Annotated in this window: 13 protein-coding genes; 11 read left to right on the top strand and 2 right to left on the bottom strand. The window is 58.7% G+C overall.

Annotation, left to right across the window (positions count from 1 at the left end):
• Positions 1-48: 48 nt before the first annotated feature.
• On the top strand, positions 49-1,578 hold the full coding sequence (gene nuoM / locus HMPREF0201_RS14240; protein ID WP_016537428.1) for an NADH-quinone oxidoreductase subunit M: 1,530 nt from the start codon (positions 49-51) through the stop codon (positions 1,576-1,578).
• A 7-nt stretch (positions 1,579-1,585) separates the two neighbouring features.
• Positions 1,586-3,043 (top strand): NADH-quinone oxidoreductase subunit NuoN, encoded by a 1,458-nt coding sequence (gene nuoN, locus HMPREF0201_RS14235; RefSeq protein ID WP_016537427.1) that lies wholly within the window; start codon positions 1,586-1,588, stop codon positions 3,041-3,043.
• A 54-nt stretch (positions 3,044-3,097) separates the two neighbouring features.
• On the opposite strand, the gene HMPREF0201_RS14230 is transcribed toward nuoN, so the two are convergent.
• Positions 3,098-4,000 (bottom strand): LysR family transcriptional regulator, encoded by a 903-nt coding sequence (locus HMPREF0201_RS14230; protein WP_016537426.1) that lies wholly within the window; start codon positions 3,998-4,000, stop codon positions 3,098-3,100.
• Between the two features lie 110 nt (positions 4,001-4,110).
• Here HMPREF0201_RS14230 and HMPREF0201_RS14225 point away from each other — a divergent pair, with 110 nt between their 5' ends.
• The 9 genes from HMPREF0201_RS14225 (at position 4,111) to menE (ending at position 12,964) form a co-directional block, all read left to right on the top strand.
• Positions 4,111-4,971, top strand: coding sequence for an NmrA family NAD(P)-binding protein (locus tag HMPREF0201_RS14225; RefSeq protein WP_016537425.1), 861 nt, complete (start codon positions 4,111-4,113; stop codon positions 4,969-4,971).
• A 37-nt stretch (positions 4,972-5,008) separates the two neighbouring features.
• Positions 5,009-5,458 carry a GNAT family N-acetyltransferase gene (locus tag HMPREF0201_RS14220; protein ID WP_016537424.1) on the top strand — a complete coding sequence of 150 codons (450 nt, stop codon included), beginning with the start codon at positions 5,009-5,011 and terminating at the stop codon, positions 5,456-5,458.
• 69 nt (positions 5,459-5,527) lie between these two features.
• Positions 5,528-5,824 (top strand): stress response protein ElaB, encoded by a 297-nt coding sequence (gene elaB / locus HMPREF0201_RS14215; RefSeq protein WP_016537423.1) that lies wholly within the window; start codon positions 5,528-5,530, stop codon positions 5,822-5,824.
• Between the two features lie 125 nt (positions 5,825-5,949).
• The gene (gene menF, locus HMPREF0201_RS14210; RefSeq protein WP_039898498.1) at positions 5,950-7,251 is read left to right on the top strand and encodes an isochorismate synthase MenF; all 1,302 of its coding nucleotides are present in this window, start codon (positions 5,950-5,952) and stop codon (positions 7,249-7,251) included.
• Between the two features lie 82 nt (positions 7,252-7,333).
• Positions 7,334-9,007 carry a 2-succinyl-5-enolpyruvyl-6-hydroxy-3-cyclohexene-1-carboxylic-acid synthase gene (gene menD, locus HMPREF0201_RS14205; protein ID WP_016537421.1) on the top strand — a complete coding sequence of 558 codons (1,674 nt, stop codon included), beginning with the start codon at positions 7,334-7,336 and terminating at the stop codon, positions 9,005-9,007.
• A complete protein-coding gene (gene menH, locus HMPREF0201_RS14200; RefSeq protein ID WP_016537420.1) occupies positions 9,004-9,777 on the top strand; it encodes a 2-succinyl-6-hydroxy-2,4-cyclohexadiene-1-carboxylate synthase in 774 nt (257 codons plus the stop codon). Before menD ends, menH begins: the two co-directional genes overlap by 4 nt.
• Before the next feature lie 9 nt (positions 9,778-9,786).
• Positions 9,787-10,644, top strand: coding sequence for a 1,4-dihydroxy-2-naphthoyl-CoA synthase (gene menB / locus HMPREF0201_RS14195; RefSeq protein WP_016537419.1), 858 nt, complete (start codon positions 9,787-9,789; stop codon positions 10,642-10,644).
• Positions 10,644-11,609 carry an o-succinylbenzoate synthase gene (gene menC, locus HMPREF0201_RS14190; RefSeq protein WP_016537418.1) on the top strand — a complete coding sequence of 322 codons (966 nt, stop codon included), beginning with the start codon at positions 10,644-10,646 and terminating at the stop codon, positions 11,607-11,609. The genes menB and menC overlap by 1 nt, the downstream gene beginning before the upstream one ends.
• Positions 11,606-12,964: an o-succinylbenzoate--CoA ligase gene (gene menE / locus HMPREF0201_RS14185; RefSeq protein WP_016537417.1), complete on the top strand. Its 1,359-nt coding sequence runs from the start codon at positions 11,606-11,608 to the stop codon at positions 12,962-12,964. Before menC ends, menE begins: the two co-directional genes overlap by 4 nt.
• Before the next feature lie 13 nt (positions 12,965-12,977).
• On the opposite strand, the gene katA is transcribed toward menE, so the two are convergent.
• Complete coding sequence (gene katA, locus HMPREF0201_RS14180) at positions 12,978-14,426, bottom strand: catalase KatA (RefSeq protein ID WP_016537416.1); 1,449 nt, start codon at positions 14,424-14,426, stop codon at positions 12,978-12,980.
• Positions 14,427-14,461 lie beyond the last annotated feature (35 nt).

Raw genomic sequence — 14,461 nt, 5'->3', positions numbered from 1 at the left:
GAAGTGAGCGATGTTTAAGAATTATTTTGACTTAGGGACACAAACGCCATGCTATTACCCTGGCTAATACTAATCCCCTTTATCGGCGGCTTCTTCTGCTGGCAGACCGAACGCTTTGGCGTGAAAGTGCCTCGCTGGATAGCGCTAATAACCATGGGGCTGACACTGGCGCTCTCGCTGCAGCTTTGGCTGCAGGGCGGCTACTCTCTGATTCAGTCGGCAGGTTTGCCGCAGTGGCAGTCTGAGTTTGTTCTGCCGTGGATCCCGCGTTTTGGCATTGAAATCCACCTCGCGCTCGACGGTCTGTCGCTGCTGATGGTGGTGCTGACCGGCCTGCTTGGCGTGCTGGCGGTGCTCTGTTCCTGGAATGAAATTGAAAAGTATCAGGGCTTCTTCCACCTCAACCTGATGTGGATCCTCGGCGGCGTAATCGGCGTGTTCCTTGCCATCGACATGTTCCTGTTCTTCTTCTTCTGGGAAATGATGCTGGTGCCGATGTACTTCCTGATTGCGCTGTGGGGCCACAAAGCCTCCGACGGGAAGACGCGTATTACCGCGGCAACGAAGTTCTTCATCTATACCCAGGCGAGTGGCCTGGTGATGCTGATTGCTATTCTCGGCCTGGTGTTTGTGCACTACAACGCTACCGGCGTGTGGACCTTTAACTATGAGCTGCTGCTGAAAACGCCGATGTCCCACGGCGTGCAATGGTTGCTGATGTTGGGCTTCTTTATCGCCTTCGCGGTAAAAATGCCGGTGGTTCCGCTGCACGGCTGGCTCCCGGACGCGCACTCTCAGGCACCCACCGCGGGTTCCGTTGACCTTGCCGGTATCTTGCTGAAAACCGCTGCTTACGGCCTGCTGCGCTTCTCGCTGCCGCTGTTCCCGGAAGCTTCTGCCGAGTTCGCGCCAATCGCCATGTGGCTGGGCGTTATCGGTATCTTCTACGGCGCATGGATGGCGTTTGCTCAGACCGATATTAAACGTCTGATTGCCTACACCTCCGTTTCCCACATGGGCTTTGTACTGATTGCTATCTACACCGGCAACCAGCTGGCCTACCAGGGCGCGGTGATTCAGATGATTGCGCACGGCCTGTCCGCTGCCGGTATGTTCATCATCTGCGGCCAGCTGTACGAGCGTCTGCATACCCGCGATATGCGTATGATGGGCGGCCTGTGGAACAAAATTAAATGGCTGCCTGCGCTGTCGATGTTCTTTGCGGTGGCAACCCTCGGGATGCCGGGCACCGGTAACTTTGTCGGCGAATTTATGATCCTGTTCGGCAGCTTCCACGTTGTGCCGGTCATTACCGTGATTTCTACCTTCGGCCTGGTGTTTGCTTCGGTTTACTCGCTGGCAATGCTGCACCGCGCCTACTTTGGTAAAGCGAAAAGTGAAATCAGCGATAAGCAACTGCCGGGCATGTCGATGCGCGAGTTCTTTATCATTCTGTTGCTGGTGGTGCTGTTAGTTCTGCTGGGCTTCTACCCGCAGCCGATTCTGGATACCTCTCATTCTGCGATGAGCAATATTCAGCAGTGGTTTACCAGTTCACTTTCTACTACAAGGCCGTAATTCGCTCATGACTTTAACTCCTCAACACTTGATCGCGCTGCTACCGCTGTTGATCGTCGGATTGACGGTGGTGGTTGTGATGCTCTCCATTGCGTGGCGCCGCGATCATTTTCTGAATGCTACGCTATCGGTTATCGGCCTTAACGCCGCGCTTATCTCACTCTGGTTTGTGGGGCAGGCCGGGGCGATGGACGTGACTCCGCTGATGCGCGTTGACGGCTACGCCATGCTCTATACCGGGCTGGTGCTGCTGGCTAGCCTGGCGACCTGTACTTTCGCTTACCCGTGGCTACAGGGCTACACCGACAACCGCGAAGAGTTCTACCTGCTGGTGCTGATTGCCTCCCTCGGCGGCATTCTGCTGGCTAACGCTAACCATCTGGCGGCGCTGTTCCTCGGCATTGAACTTATCTCTCTCCCGCTGTTCGGCCTGGTGGGCTATGCCTTCCGCCAGAAGCGTTCTCTGGAAGCGAGCATCAAGTACACTATCCTGTCGGCGGCGGCTTCGTCCTTCCTGCTGTTTGGTATGGCGCTGGTTTACGCCGAGTCCGGCAGCCTGTCGTTTGTCAGCCTCGGTAAGAGCCTGGCGGACAACATGCTGCACGAGCCTCTGCTGCTGGCGGGTCTGGGCCTGATGATCGTCGGCCTTGGCTTCAAGCTTTCTCTGGTGCCGTTCCACCTGTGGACGCCGGACGTATACCAGGGCGCACCTGCTCCGGTTTCCACCTTCCTGGCAACCGCCAGCAAGATTGCCATTTTTGGCGTGGTGATGCGTCTGTTCCTCTACGCACCTGTGGGCAACAGCGAAGCGGTTCGTGTGGTGCTGGGCATTATCGCCTTCGCCTCCATCCTCTTCGGTAACCTGATGGCGCTGAACCAGTCCAACATCAAGCGTCTGCTGGGCTACTCCTCCATCGCCCACCTCGGCTACCTGCTGGTGGCGCTGATTGCGCTGCAAACCGGCAATATGTCGATGGAAGCGGTAGGCGTTTATCTGGCCGCTTACCTGTTCAGCAGCCTGGGTGCGTTCGGCGTGGTTAGCCTGATGTCCAGCCCGTACCGTGGCCCGGATGCCGACTCACTGTTCTCCTACCGCGGTCTGTTCTGGCACAAGCCGGTGCTGTCTGCGGTGATGACCGTGATGATGCTCTCCCTGGCCGGTATCCCGATGACACTCGGCTTTATCGGTAAGTTCTACATCATTGCAGTAGGCGTTCAGGCGCATCTGTGGTGGCTGACCGGCGCCGTGGTGCTGGGTAGCGCCATCGGCCTCTACTACTACCTGCGTGTCACCGTGAGCCTGTACCTGAGCGCGCCTCAGCAGCTTAACCGCGATACCCCATCCAACTGGGCGCTGACCGCGGGCGGCGTAGTTGTGCTTATCTCTGCTCTGCTGGTGCTGCTATTGGGTGTTTACCCGCAGCCGCTTATCAGCCTGGTGCAGTTAGCGCAGCCGCTGATGTAATCGGGTTTACGAAACCGTTCAAAACCGCCACTTGTTGGCGGTTTTTTTATGGGCTCAGGCTTTGGCCAGCCCGAGGATAAAATCGAGGAAACAGCGCGTTCTGGCCGCCGGATTGATACGGGAAGGGTAGTAAGCGTAGAGCGGAAAGCGTTCGTCTGGCCAGTCCGGGAATAAATCAACCAGTAAGCCTTTTTTCACCAGGTCCTCCGAGCCAAATGTCATCATCTGCGCGATGCCGTGGCCGCTGAGGCACGCTTCGTGCAGGGTGCGGGCATCGTTCAGCGTCAGCCTCCCGTTGACCGGCACTTTGACTACCTGACCTTTACGGTGAAACTCCCACTCAAACGGCCTGCCCGTTTCCGGATCGCGAAAATGGATACAGGTGTGTTCCATCAGCGCCTCGGGGGTTGTGGGGCGACCAAAACGCTCAAGATAGGCTGGCGTTGCCACGGTCATGATGCGCGTTTCCAGCAGCTTTCTGGCTACCAGGCTGCTGTTGCGAGGGACGCCGAACCTGACCGCCAGGTCAAAGCCGTCGGAAACCATATCGCCCAGCCTGTCGCGGGTGACCAGATCCAGCTCAAGCTCGGGGTAGCGTGCCATAAAGCTTTCAATTTGCGGGCCAAACACCAGGCTGGAAAAGAAAGGATCGATATTGACCCTGAGCCTGCCCACGACCGCTTTACTGGATAATGACGCGCCGCTGGTGACGTCTTCCAGCGCCGCGAGAAGCGGCAGCACCTGGCGGTAAAACTCCTTGCCTTCGACGGTGAGCGAAACCGCCCGCGTGGTACGGTCGAACAGGCGGATGCCGAGCCTTTTTTCAAGCCTTGCAATTGCGCGGCTGACGCCCGGCGGAGACATATTGATGACCTCGGCCGCGGCGGCAAAAGTGCCGCTTTCCACCACGGCGGTGAAGACCGCCAGACCATCAAAAGTGCGATCGTTAAAAATCATATTGGTGCCCCGGAGTCATCAGTGAATTGTCTATGATGTTATCGATGCACCTTAGCCGTTTCAACATAATGCTCCCCACGCCGCAAGGCGAAATCTGACAATGGAGAAGCATGATGTTCGCAATTACTGGTATTACCGGGCAGGTTGGCGGTGCGCTGGCTAAAACGCTGATAGCCGCCGGGCATGACGTTCGCGCCGTGGTGCGCAATGAACCCAAAGGGCAGCCCTGGGTTGAGCAGGGGGCCGAGCTGGCGCTTGCGGCAATGAACGATGCCGAAGGGCTGACTAAGGCATTCCGCGGCGCTGAGGCGGTATTTATTTTGCTGCCGCCGGTCTTTGACCCTGCCGGAGATATGGCCGAGCCGCGCGCCAATATTGCCGCAATTAAGCAGGCGCTGCTGGCCAGCCGCCCGCAGCACGTTGTCTGCCTCTCGACGATAGGCGCTCAGGCTACCCGGCCAAACCTGCTCAATGCTTTGGGGCTGATGGAGAAGGAGCTTGCGGATATCTGCGATTCAACCGTGTTTCTGCGGGCGGGCTGGTTTATGGAAAACTATTTGTGGGATATTAATAGCGCGAAGGAGACCGGCGTTATTTACAGCCATCTCCAGCCGCTGGAACGCACTATTCCTATGGTTGCAACCGCTGATATTGGCGCTCTTGCCGCGCAGCTGTTAACCCAGCCGCAAACCGGGACCCGGGTCATCGAACTGGAAGGCCCGCAGCGCTATAGTCCACAGCTGGCGGCGCAGGCGTTCTCTCAGGTACTTGGTCGCCCGGTCACGGTGAAGGCGGTTCCGCGTGAAAACTGGGAGGCGGATTTCCTCGCCCTGGGGATGAAAAACCCTCTGCCACGCATGCAAATGCTTGATGGTTTTAACGAGGGATGGATTGACTTCGAAGGCGAGACGCTCAAGGGTGCCACTCCACTCGAAACTGTGCTAAAACACTTAATGCAGCGTCACCGCTAAACTTGGTCGGCGACGCTTGAATTATAAGGAATTTTCAATGCTGAAATGGCAGGATTTACACCATTCTGAACTGAGCGTCGCCGCTCTCTATTCTCTGCTGGCGCTGCGTTGCGCGGTATTTGTTGTTGAGCAAAATTGCCCGTATCTCGACATTGACAGTGAAGATCTGGTGGGCGAGAACCGCCATATCCTTGGCTGGAAGGAGGGTAAACTTGTCGCCTATGCCCGAATATTGAAGAGTGAGAATGACCTGGAGCCGATTGTTATTGGGCGCGTCATCGTGGACGCCTCCGTTCGCGGAGAAAGGCTTGGTAATCAGCTTATGGAACAGTCCCTTGCCGCCTGCGAGCGCCAGTGGCCCGGCAAACCCATCTACCTCGGGGCGCAGGCACATTTGCAGGCGTTTTATGCCCGCTTCGGTTTTAAGCCGGTAACGGATGTGTACGACGAAGACGGCATCCCGCATATCGGCATGGCCAACGGCTAACGCAGGCGAAATCAGCCCCGGTTGTCTATAGTTAGCGGACGAGAAATTTTTTTAACACGGAGAACAGGTATGCAACCGTATGAATCTCGTCTTGATGATGACCTGGCGCTGCTGAGCGAAACCCTGGAAGAAGTGCTGCGTTCATCCGGCGACCCGGCCGACCAAAAATATATTGAGCTGAAGGCCAAAGCGGAACAGGCGCTGCACGAAGTGAAAGAACGTATCAGCAATGCTTCCGATAACTATTACTATCGCGCCAAAAAAGCGGTTTACCGTGCCGATGATTATGTGCACGAAAATCCCTGGAGAGGCATTGGTGCCGGTGCGGCCATTGGGCTGGTCGTAGGGCTACTTCTGCGTCGTTAGCCTTAGCCTGGCGCCCGCCGTGAAAGACGGGCGCAGCAAATAAAGATCTTACCCCCAGGGTAGGATTTTTTTTTGCGGCAACGACCACGTATAATCAGGGGTTTTTACGCAAGGGTGAGGTAGTCGTGAATTCAGTAGCCGTAGCACTGCAGCAGATGCAGCAGGAATTAGCAGGAGAATTTGCCGACGAGCCGGGCCTGCAGCGCCTGTGTGTTGCGGTCACCCTCAGCGATGCCTCCGACCCGCTGGCGTGGTTAACCGCCCAGCCGCTCTTTCCTCAGTTTTACTGGCAGCAGCGTAACGGTAACGAAGAAGTTGCGGCCCTGGGAGCCTTGCTCCAGTTTTCCGCCCTGGGGCAGGCGCAGAGTTTCCTGCAATCTCACCCCGGCCAGCCTTTCCTGCGCGTCTGGGGGCTTAACGCTTTCGATCCGGCTCAGGGGTTCCTGTTCCTCTCTCGTCTGGAATGGCGGCGCGTGGGCGGTGAGGCGCATCTCTGGCTCCATCTGTACAGCGAAACCTCGCTAAAGCAGGATGCTCAGGCCGCTGCGGCTTTTATTGAGCAACTGCTCCCCGCCAAACCGCTGCCTCAGTTAAACCTGAAGTGCCTCGGCGCAACCCATCTGCCAGAGCAGCCGGAGTGGCACCGGCTTATCGACCTTGCCACCGGCGCTATTAGCCAGGGCAAGCTGGATAAAGTGGTGCTGGCGCGGGCAACGGACCTGGCCTTTTCGTCCCCTGTTTCAGCCGCCGGATTTATGGCCGCCAGCCGCCGGGTTAACCTTAACTGCTATCATTTCTTAATGGCGTTCGACCCGCAAAATGCTTTCCTGGGTTCAAGCCCGGAGCGGCTGTGGCGGCGTATCGATGATGCGCTGCGTACCGAAGCGCTGGCGGGCACCGTTGCCAACCACCCGGACGACATGCAGGCCGAAAAGCTCGGGCAGTGGCTATTGAAAGACGACAAAAATCAGCGTGAAAACATGCTGGTTGTGGAAGATATCTGCCAGCGGCTTCAGGGCACCGTCGGCGCACTCGACGTGCTGCCGCCTCAGGTGATGAGGCTGCGAAAAGTGCAGCATCTGCGGCGGTGCATCTGGACGCTGCTTAAGCGCCAGGATGACGCACTTTGCCTGAAACAGCTACAGCCAACCGCCGCAGTGGCGGGACTGCCGCGCGAACTGGCGCGGGCGTTTATCGCCGCCCATGAACCTTTTGAACGTGAATGGTATGCCGGGTCGGCGGGTTATTTGTCTCGCCACCAGACGGAGTTTTGCGTTGCTTTACGCTCCGCACGCGTCAGCGGGAGTGCGGTAAGGCTTTATGCCGGAGCGGGAATTGTTGCCGGCTCAGTCGCTTCAGAAGAGTGGCAAGAGATTGAAAATAAAGCGGCCGGGCTGAAAACATTGCTTATCGACGGCGGCAACTGAATAAGCTATTCACGACGCAAATCAATTTAACTTTTTCCACGGTATTTATAATCAATGGTCGAAATTGACTGCGGACAATATTATGTCGATAAGCTCATTTAACCGCCGCTGGGCGGGCGTTATCCTCGAAGCATTGACCCGGCACGGCGTGCGCCACGTCTGCATTGCACCCGGCTCTCGCTCCACGCCCCTGACCCTGAGCGCGGCGGAAAACCGCAGTTTTATTTGCCACACCCATTTCGACGAGCGCGGCCTTGGGCATCTGGCGCTCGGGCTTGCCAAAGCGAGCGGCGAACCGGTTGCTATTATCGTGACGTCCGGCACCGCCGTCGCCAATCTTTATCCCGCCGTCATTGAGGCCGGGCTAACCGGCGAAAAACTTATTTTGCTGACGGCCGACCGTCCGCCGGAGCTTATCGACTGTGGCGCAAATCAGGCTATCCGCCAGCCGGGCCTGTTTAGCTCTCATCCTTCCAGCTCCCTGAACCTGCCGCGCCCAACGCACGACATCCCCGCCAGCTGGGTTGTCTCCGCCGTTGATAGCGCTGTCGGTCAGTTGAGAGGCGGCGCGCTGCATATTAATTGCCCGTTTGCCGAGCCGCTTTACGGCGCGCCCGACGATACCGGCCTGGACTGGCAGGGCGAGCTTGAAGGCTGGTGGGAAGGCGACAAGCCCTGGCTGCGGGAAGTGACCGGCAATCATGACGTGCATAAGCAGCGCGACTGGTTCTTCTGGCGACAAAAGCGCGGCGTAGTGGTTGCCGGGCGGCTTTCCGCCAGCGAAGGTGAGCAGGTGGCGGCCTGGGCGCAAATGCTTGGCTGGCCGCTGATTGGCGATGTGTTGTCGCAAACCGGGCAGCCGCTGCCGTGCGCCGACCTCTGGCTCAGCAACAGCCAGGCCGTGACCTGCCTGCAACAGGCGCAAATCGTTATTCAGTTTGGCAGCAGCCTGACCGGAAAACGGGTGCTGCAATGGCAGTCTTCCTGCCGGCCGGAGGAGTACTGGCTGGTGGATAAATTACCCGGCCGCCTCGACCCGGCAAACCACCGTGGCCGCCGGCTGACTGCCGACATAACATCCTGGCTGGACAAACACCCGGCGGAAAAACGCGTCCCGTGGGCCGACGAGCTTACCTCGCTTGCCTGGCAGACGCTGGAGAAAGTGGAGGCCGGTACGGCGAACTTTGGCGAGGCCCAGGTCGCCCAGCGTTTACCTAAGCTGCTGCCGGAAGGCGGCCAACTGTTTGTGGGCAATAGCTTAATTGTCCGGCTGATTGACGCCTTCGCACAATTGCCGGAAGGCTACCCGGTTTACAGCAACCGTGGCGCGAGCGGTATTGACGGCCTGCTGTCTACCGCAGCGGGCGTGCAGCGGGCAACGGCGCGTTCCACGCTTGCTATCGTTGGGGATATTTCCGCGCTCTACGACCTCAACGCCCTGGCGCTGCTTCGCCACGCGTCCGCCCCGTTTGTGCTGCTGGTGGTGAATAACAACGGCGGCCAGATTTTCTCACTGCTGCCCACGCCTGCCGAAGAGCGCGAGCGCTTTTACTGCATGCCGCAGAACGTCAATTTCTCCCACGCCGCCGCCATGTTCGAACTCGGGTATCAAAACCCTGCTAGCTGGCAGGCGCTGGAAGAGGCGATTAAGCGAGCCTGGCTGCGCCCCGGCGCCACGATAGTTGAAATCACCGTGCCGGAAACCGAAGGGGCGCAAACGCTACAGCACCTTCTGGCCCAGGTCAGTCAGGCATGACCCTTCATGCCGTAACGTGTTCAGCAGATAAGCCGAATAAACCGTGGATTGTCTGGCTGCACGGCTTTCTCGGCAGCCATCGGGAATGGCTGGAGATTAGCCCGCATTTTAGCGACTGGCCTCAATTGCTGGTGGATTTACCCGGCCACGGCGGCTCGGCGGGCATAAAGGCGAAGGACTTTGCGGACGTGGATAACCGGCTGCGGGCCACGCTAAATAGTTACAACATACTTAATTACTGGCTGGTGGGTTACTCCCTCGGCGGCCGCTTGGCGATGTATCACGCCTGCCAGCCTGAGTCTCACGGACTGCGCGGGCTGGTGGTTGAAGGCAGCCATCCGGGCCTGCAAAGCGAAAATGAGCGGGAAGCCAGAGCGCTCGGCGACGCCCGCTGGGCGGCTCGGCTGCGTGACGAGGATTTGCCCGCCGTGCTCAACGACTGGTATCGGCAGCCGGTGTTTCGCTCCCTTAATGCTCAACAGCGCAAACATCTGGTGGCGCTGCGTAGCCAGAACGATTCACGCTCTCTGGCGCAGATGCTTGAAGCCACATCGCTTGCCCGCCAGCCTGATTTACGCGAGCCGCTTAGCCAGCTCGCTGCGCCTTTCCATTATCTGTGCGGAGAACGGGACGAAAAATTTCGCGCCGTTTCCAAAGAGCTGGCATGCCCGGTCACGCTAATTCCTGGCGTCGGGCACAACGCTCACCGCGACGCGCCTGCCGCGTTTAGCTCCGCCCTGTTAACCCTCTTTCGTCACTATGACCTGTAAGGATCTCTCATGATTTATCCTGATGAACAAATGCTTTACGCCCCGATTGAATGGCAGGACTGCTCCGAAGGCTACACCGATATTCGCTACCATAAATCCGCCGACGGCATTGCCAAAATCACCATTAATCGCCCGGAAGTCCGTAATGCGTTTCGCCCGCTGACGGTTAAAGAGATGATCGATGCTCTGGCAGATGCCCGCTATGACGACAATATCGGCACCATCATCCTGACCGGCGAAGGGGAAAAAGCCTTCTGCGCGGGCGGCGACCAGAAAGTACGCGGCGACTACGGCGGCTATCAGGATGCAAGCGGCGTTCATCACCTCAACGTGCTGGACTTCCAGCGCCAGATCCGTACCTGCCCTAAACCTGTCGTGGCGATGGTTGCCGGGTTCTCCATCGGCGGCGGCCACGTTCTGCATATGATGTGCGACCTGACTATCGCCGCTGAGAACGCCGTGTTCGGGCAGACTGGCCCAAAAGTCGGCTCCTTTGACGGCGGCTGGGGCGCATCCTATATGGCGCGCATCGTAGGCCAGAAAAAGGCTCGTGAGATCTGGTTCCTGTGCCGCCAGTACGACGCGAAAGAAGCGCTGGATATGGGCCTGGTAAACACCGTGGTGCCGGTTGCCGAGCTGGAAAAAGAGACCGTGCGCTGGTGCCGCGAAATGCTGCAAAACAGCCCGATGGCGCTGCGCTGCCTGAAAGCGGCGCTCAACGCCGACTGCGACGGCCAGGCGGGGCTGCAGGAGCTGGCGGGCAACGCCACCATGCTGTTCTATATGACCGAGGAAGGGCAGGAAGGCCGCAACGCGTTTAACCAGAAGCGCCAGCCGGACTTCAGTAAATTCAAACGGAATCCGTAATGCGTAGCGCGGCGCTGTGGCGCTTTCAAATTCCGATGGAGGCTGGCGTAGTGCTGCGCGACCAGCGCCTGAAGCAGCGTGAGGGTCTGGTGGTGCGGCTGACGCAAGGCGATGCTATCGGCTGGGGAGAAATTTCTCCGCTGCCGGGCTTCAGTCGCGAAGCCCTGCCTGAAGCGCAGGAGCAGGCGCAGGGCTGGCTTGAGCACTGGCTTGCCGGGGGCGATGTTGCATTGCCTGGGCTGGCGTCCGTTGCGTTTGGCCTGAGCTGCGCCCTTGCGGAGCTGAAAGGCGAGCTGCCGCAGGCCGCCAATTATCGCGCGGCTCCGCTATGTACCGGCGACCCGGACGAACTGATTATCGCCCTGGCGGATATGCCCGGCGAAAAAGTAGCGAAGGTGAAGGTTGGGCTGTACGAAGCGGTACGAGACGGCATGGTGGTTAACCTGCTGCTGGAGGCCGTTCCGGACCTTCAGCTGCGCCTTGACGCCAACCGCAGCTGGACGCCGCTGAAAGCGCAGCAGTTTGCCAAATACGTTAACCCGGCCCATCGCTCGCGCATCGAATTTATCGAAGAGCCGTGCAAAACGCGTGACCAGTCACGGGAATTTAGCCGGGAAACGGGGATTGCTATCGCCTGGGACGAGAGCCTGCGCGAGGACGATTTTATTTTCGCCGCTGAACCTGGCGTGGTGGCCGTAGTCATCAAGCCGACGCTGACCGGCAGCCTGGAGAAGGTTCGTCGGCAGGTGGCCGCCGCGCATCAGCTTGGGCAGAAGGTGGTAATAAGCTCCTCCATCGAGTCGAGCCTGGGCCTGACCCAGCTTGCACGTATTGCCGCCTGGCTCACGCCGGACGCCATTCCGGGGCTTGATACGCTGTCGCTGATGCAGGCCCAGCTTGAGCGCCGCTGGCCGGGCAGCCCGCTTCCCTGCCTGAACGCAGAACATCTCGAGCGCATACGATGAAGTTTGGCATCTGGCCCTGGCAGCACTGGGCGCAGGAGAGGGGAGAGCAAATCGCTCTGCGCCTTGAAGACCAGGCGCTGAACTGGCAGGCGTTGTGCAGCCGCGTTGATGCCCTGGCCGGCGGATTCCATCAGCAGGGCTTAAAGGCCGGAGATGGCGTGGCGCTGAGGGCTAAAAATAGTTCGCAGGCGCTGCTAGCCTGGCTGGCTTTGCTGCAATGCGGAGCCAGAATTCTGCCGCTTAATCCCCAGCTTCCCGACGCGCTGCTCGGGCAATTACTGCCGAGTTTGACGCTGAGTTACGGCTTAGCTTTAAACAGTGGCCAGCCGCCGGTTCCGGGCCTGCCCGAGCTAAAGCTGGCCGAGTCCCAGCCATGGGGCGAAGAGTGGCAACCTTCCCGGCTTGCTTCGATGACGCTCACTTCAGGCTCGACCGGCTTACCCAAAGCGGCTGTTCATACTGCCTCTGCTCATCTTGCCAGCGCCGCAGGCGTGCTGGCGGTGATGGATTATCGCGCCGGGGACAGCTGGCTGCTTTCTCTGCCAATGTTTCACGTCTCCGGGCAGGGCATATTCTGGCGCTGGCTGTATGCCGGAGGAGAGCTGGTGGTGCGGCCTTCGCATCCTCTGGCGGAAGCCTTGCGAAGCTGTACCCATGCCTCACTGGTGCCGACCCAGCTATGGCGGCTACTGGAGCAGCCCGGCACGCTGGACTTGCGGGAGGTGTTGTTGGGCGGAGCCGCTATTCCTGTTGAGTTAACACAGCAGGCGGAGTCTCGCGGTATTCGCTGCTGGTGCGGCTACGGTTTAACCGAGCTGGCCTCCACGGTTTGCGCTAAACGTGCCGACGGCCAGCCGGATGTCGGCGAACCCTTGCCGGGGCGGGAAGTAAAGATTGTTGATGAGGAAGTGTGGCTGCGGGCAGAAAGTCTGGCGAGCGGCTACTGGCGTAGCGGCGAGCTTGTTCCGCTGGTCAACGATAAGGGCTGGTTCGCCACCCGCGATCGGGGCGTTTTGCTTGATGGGCGGCTCGCCATTGTGGGGCGTCTCGACAACCTGTTTTTCAGCGGCGGGGAAGGCATTCAGCCGGAAGAAGTTGAGCGGGTTATTGCCGGTCACGCAGCCGTTCAGCAGGTATTTGTGGTGCCGGTTGATGATGTCGAATTTGGCCAAAGGCCGGTAGCGGTGGTTGAACTGGCCGCAGAAGGAACCTTCGATGATATTGCCGCATGGCTTGACGGTAAGCTGCCGCGTTTTCAACTGCCGGTGCGCTGGCTTGCGCTGCCGCAGGAGCTGAAACAGGGCGGGATAAAAATCTCCCGCCGCAAATTGACAGAATGGGTTGCAGGGGAGTAACCCCTGCGGCCGGTTATTTACCCGTTTTCAATGCCTTCAGCGCATTCGCTACGCCAGCACCGTACTCAGGGTGAACCTGGTTGAACAGCGCAATCTGGCGTGTCTGAATACTCTCCGGCACGTCCTTCATCTCACCGGCAATACGCGCGAACATACGCTGATGCTCTTCCTCGCTCAGCAGGTTGTACAGCGCGCGCGGTTGGCTGAAGTAGTCGGTGTCTTCGCGGTGATTCCAGTGGTCTGCCGCGCCTTCAAGGCTGAGCGGCGGCTCGCTGAAATCCGGCTGTTCCTGGAAAACGTTGAAGCTGTTTGGCTCGTAGGTCGCGCCGTTGCCGCTGTTGCCGTCCACCCGCATCGCGCCGTCGCGATGATAGTTATGGAACGGGCATTTCGGCGCGTTAACCGGGATCTGGTGATGGTTAACGCCCAGGCGGTAGCGGTGAGCATCACCGTAGGAGAACAGGCGGCCCTGCAACATGCGGTCAGGAGAGAAACCAATGCCCGGTACGATGTTGGCCGGCGACATGGCTGCCTGCTCGACGTCGGAGAAGTAGTTTTCCGGGTTGCGGTTAAGTTCCAGCACGCCAACCTCGATTAAAGGGTAATCGCCGTGCGGCCAGACTTTGGTCAGGTCAAACGGGTTGTAAGGCGTTTTTGACGCTTCGGCTTCCGGCATAATCTGAATGAATAGAGTCCAGCGTGGGAAGTCACCGGCCTCAATGGATTCATAGAGATCGCGCTGCGAGCTTTCCCTGTCTTCCGCGATGATTTTTCCCGCTTCATCGTCCATCAGGTTTTCAATACCCTGCTGGGATTTGAGATGGAATTTCACCCAGAAGCGCTGGTTGTCTTTGTTGATAAAGCTGAAGGTATGGCTGCCAAAGCCGTGGATATGGCGGTAGGAGCGCGGCAGGCCGCGGTCGCTGAAGTCGATGGTCAACTGATGCAGCGCTTCCGGCAGATGCGAGAAGAAGTCCCATTTATAAGTCGGGTTACGCAGGTTAGTGCGCGGGTCGCGCTTCACAATATGGTTCAGGTCAGGGAATTTCAGAGGATCGCGCAGGTAGAACACCGGCGTATTGTTGCCGACCAGATCCCAGTTGCCTTCTTCGGTATAAAACTTCATGGAAAAACCACGAATATCACGCTCGGCGTCTGCCGCACCGCGCTCACCGGCCACGGTCGAGAAACGCAGGAACAGCTCGGTCTTTTTACCAATTTCCGAGAACAGCTTTGCCCGGGTGTAGCGGGTGATGTCGTGGGTCACGGTGAAATGGCCGATGGCGCCGGATCCTTTGGCGTGCATGCGGCGCTCTGGGATCACTTCGCGATCAAAGTGGGCCAGTTTTTCAAGGAACCAAACATCCTGAAGCAGCATCGGGCCACGCGGGCCTGCGGTAGCAACGTTGTTGTTATCAGCAACGGGTGCGCCAGCGGCGGTAGTTAATCCTTTCTTGCTCATCAATGCCTCCTTGGGACCGGATACGGTCGTTACAA

The sequence above is a fragment of the Cedecea davisae DSM 4568 genome, from assembly GCF_000412335.2.
GTDB lineage: Bacteria > Pseudomonadota > Gammaproteobacteria > Enterobacterales > Enterobacteriaceae > Cedecea > Cedecea davisae.
Note: the sequence above shows the minus strand (reverse complement) of the source record. Positions and strands in the feature narration are given on the sequence as shown.

Coding starts and splice junctions, on each gene's coding strand:
- nuoM (WP_016537428.1), top strand. CDS start 49: ATGCTATTACCCTGGCTAATACTAATCCCCTTTATCGGCGGCTTCTTC.
- nuoN (WP_016537427.1), top strand. CDS start 1,586: ATGACTTTAACTCCTCAACACTTGATCGCGCTGCTACCGCTGTTGATC.
- HMPREF0201_RS14230 (WP_016537426.1), bottom strand. CDS start 4,000: ATGATTTTTAACGATCGCACTTTTGATGGTCTGGCGGTCTTCACCGCC.
- HMPREF0201_RS14225 (WP_016537425.1), top strand. CDS start 4,111: ATGATGTTCGCAATTACTGGTATTACCGGGCAGGTTGGCGGTGCGCTG.
- HMPREF0201_RS14220 (WP_016537424.1), top strand. CDS start 5,009: ATGCTGAAATGGCAGGATTTACACCATTCTGAACTGAGCGTCGCCGCT.
- elaB (WP_016537423.1), top strand. CDS start 5,528: ATGCAACCGTATGAATCTCGTCTTGATGATGACCTGGCGCTGCTGAGC.
- menD (WP_016537421.1), top strand. CDS start 7,334: ATGTCGATAAGCTCATTTAACCGCCGCTGGGCGGGCGTTATCCTCGAA.
- menH (WP_016537420.1), top strand. CDS start 9,004: ATGACCCTTCATGCCGTAACGTGTTCAGCAGATAAGCCGAATAAACCG.
- menB (WP_016537419.1), top strand. CDS start 9,787: ATGATTTATCCTGATGAACAAATGCTTTACGCCCCGATTGAATGGCAG.
- menC (WP_016537418.1), top strand. CDS start 10,644: ATGCGTAGCGCGGCGCTGTGGCGCTTTCAAATTCCGATGGAGGCTGGC.
- menE (WP_016537417.1), top strand. CDS start 11,606: ATGAAGTTTGGCATCTGGCCCTGGCAGCACTGGGCGCAGGAGAGGGGA.
- katA (WP_016537416.1), bottom strand. CDS start 14,426: ATGAGCAAGAAAGGATTAACTACCGCCGCTGGCGCACCCGTTGCTGAT.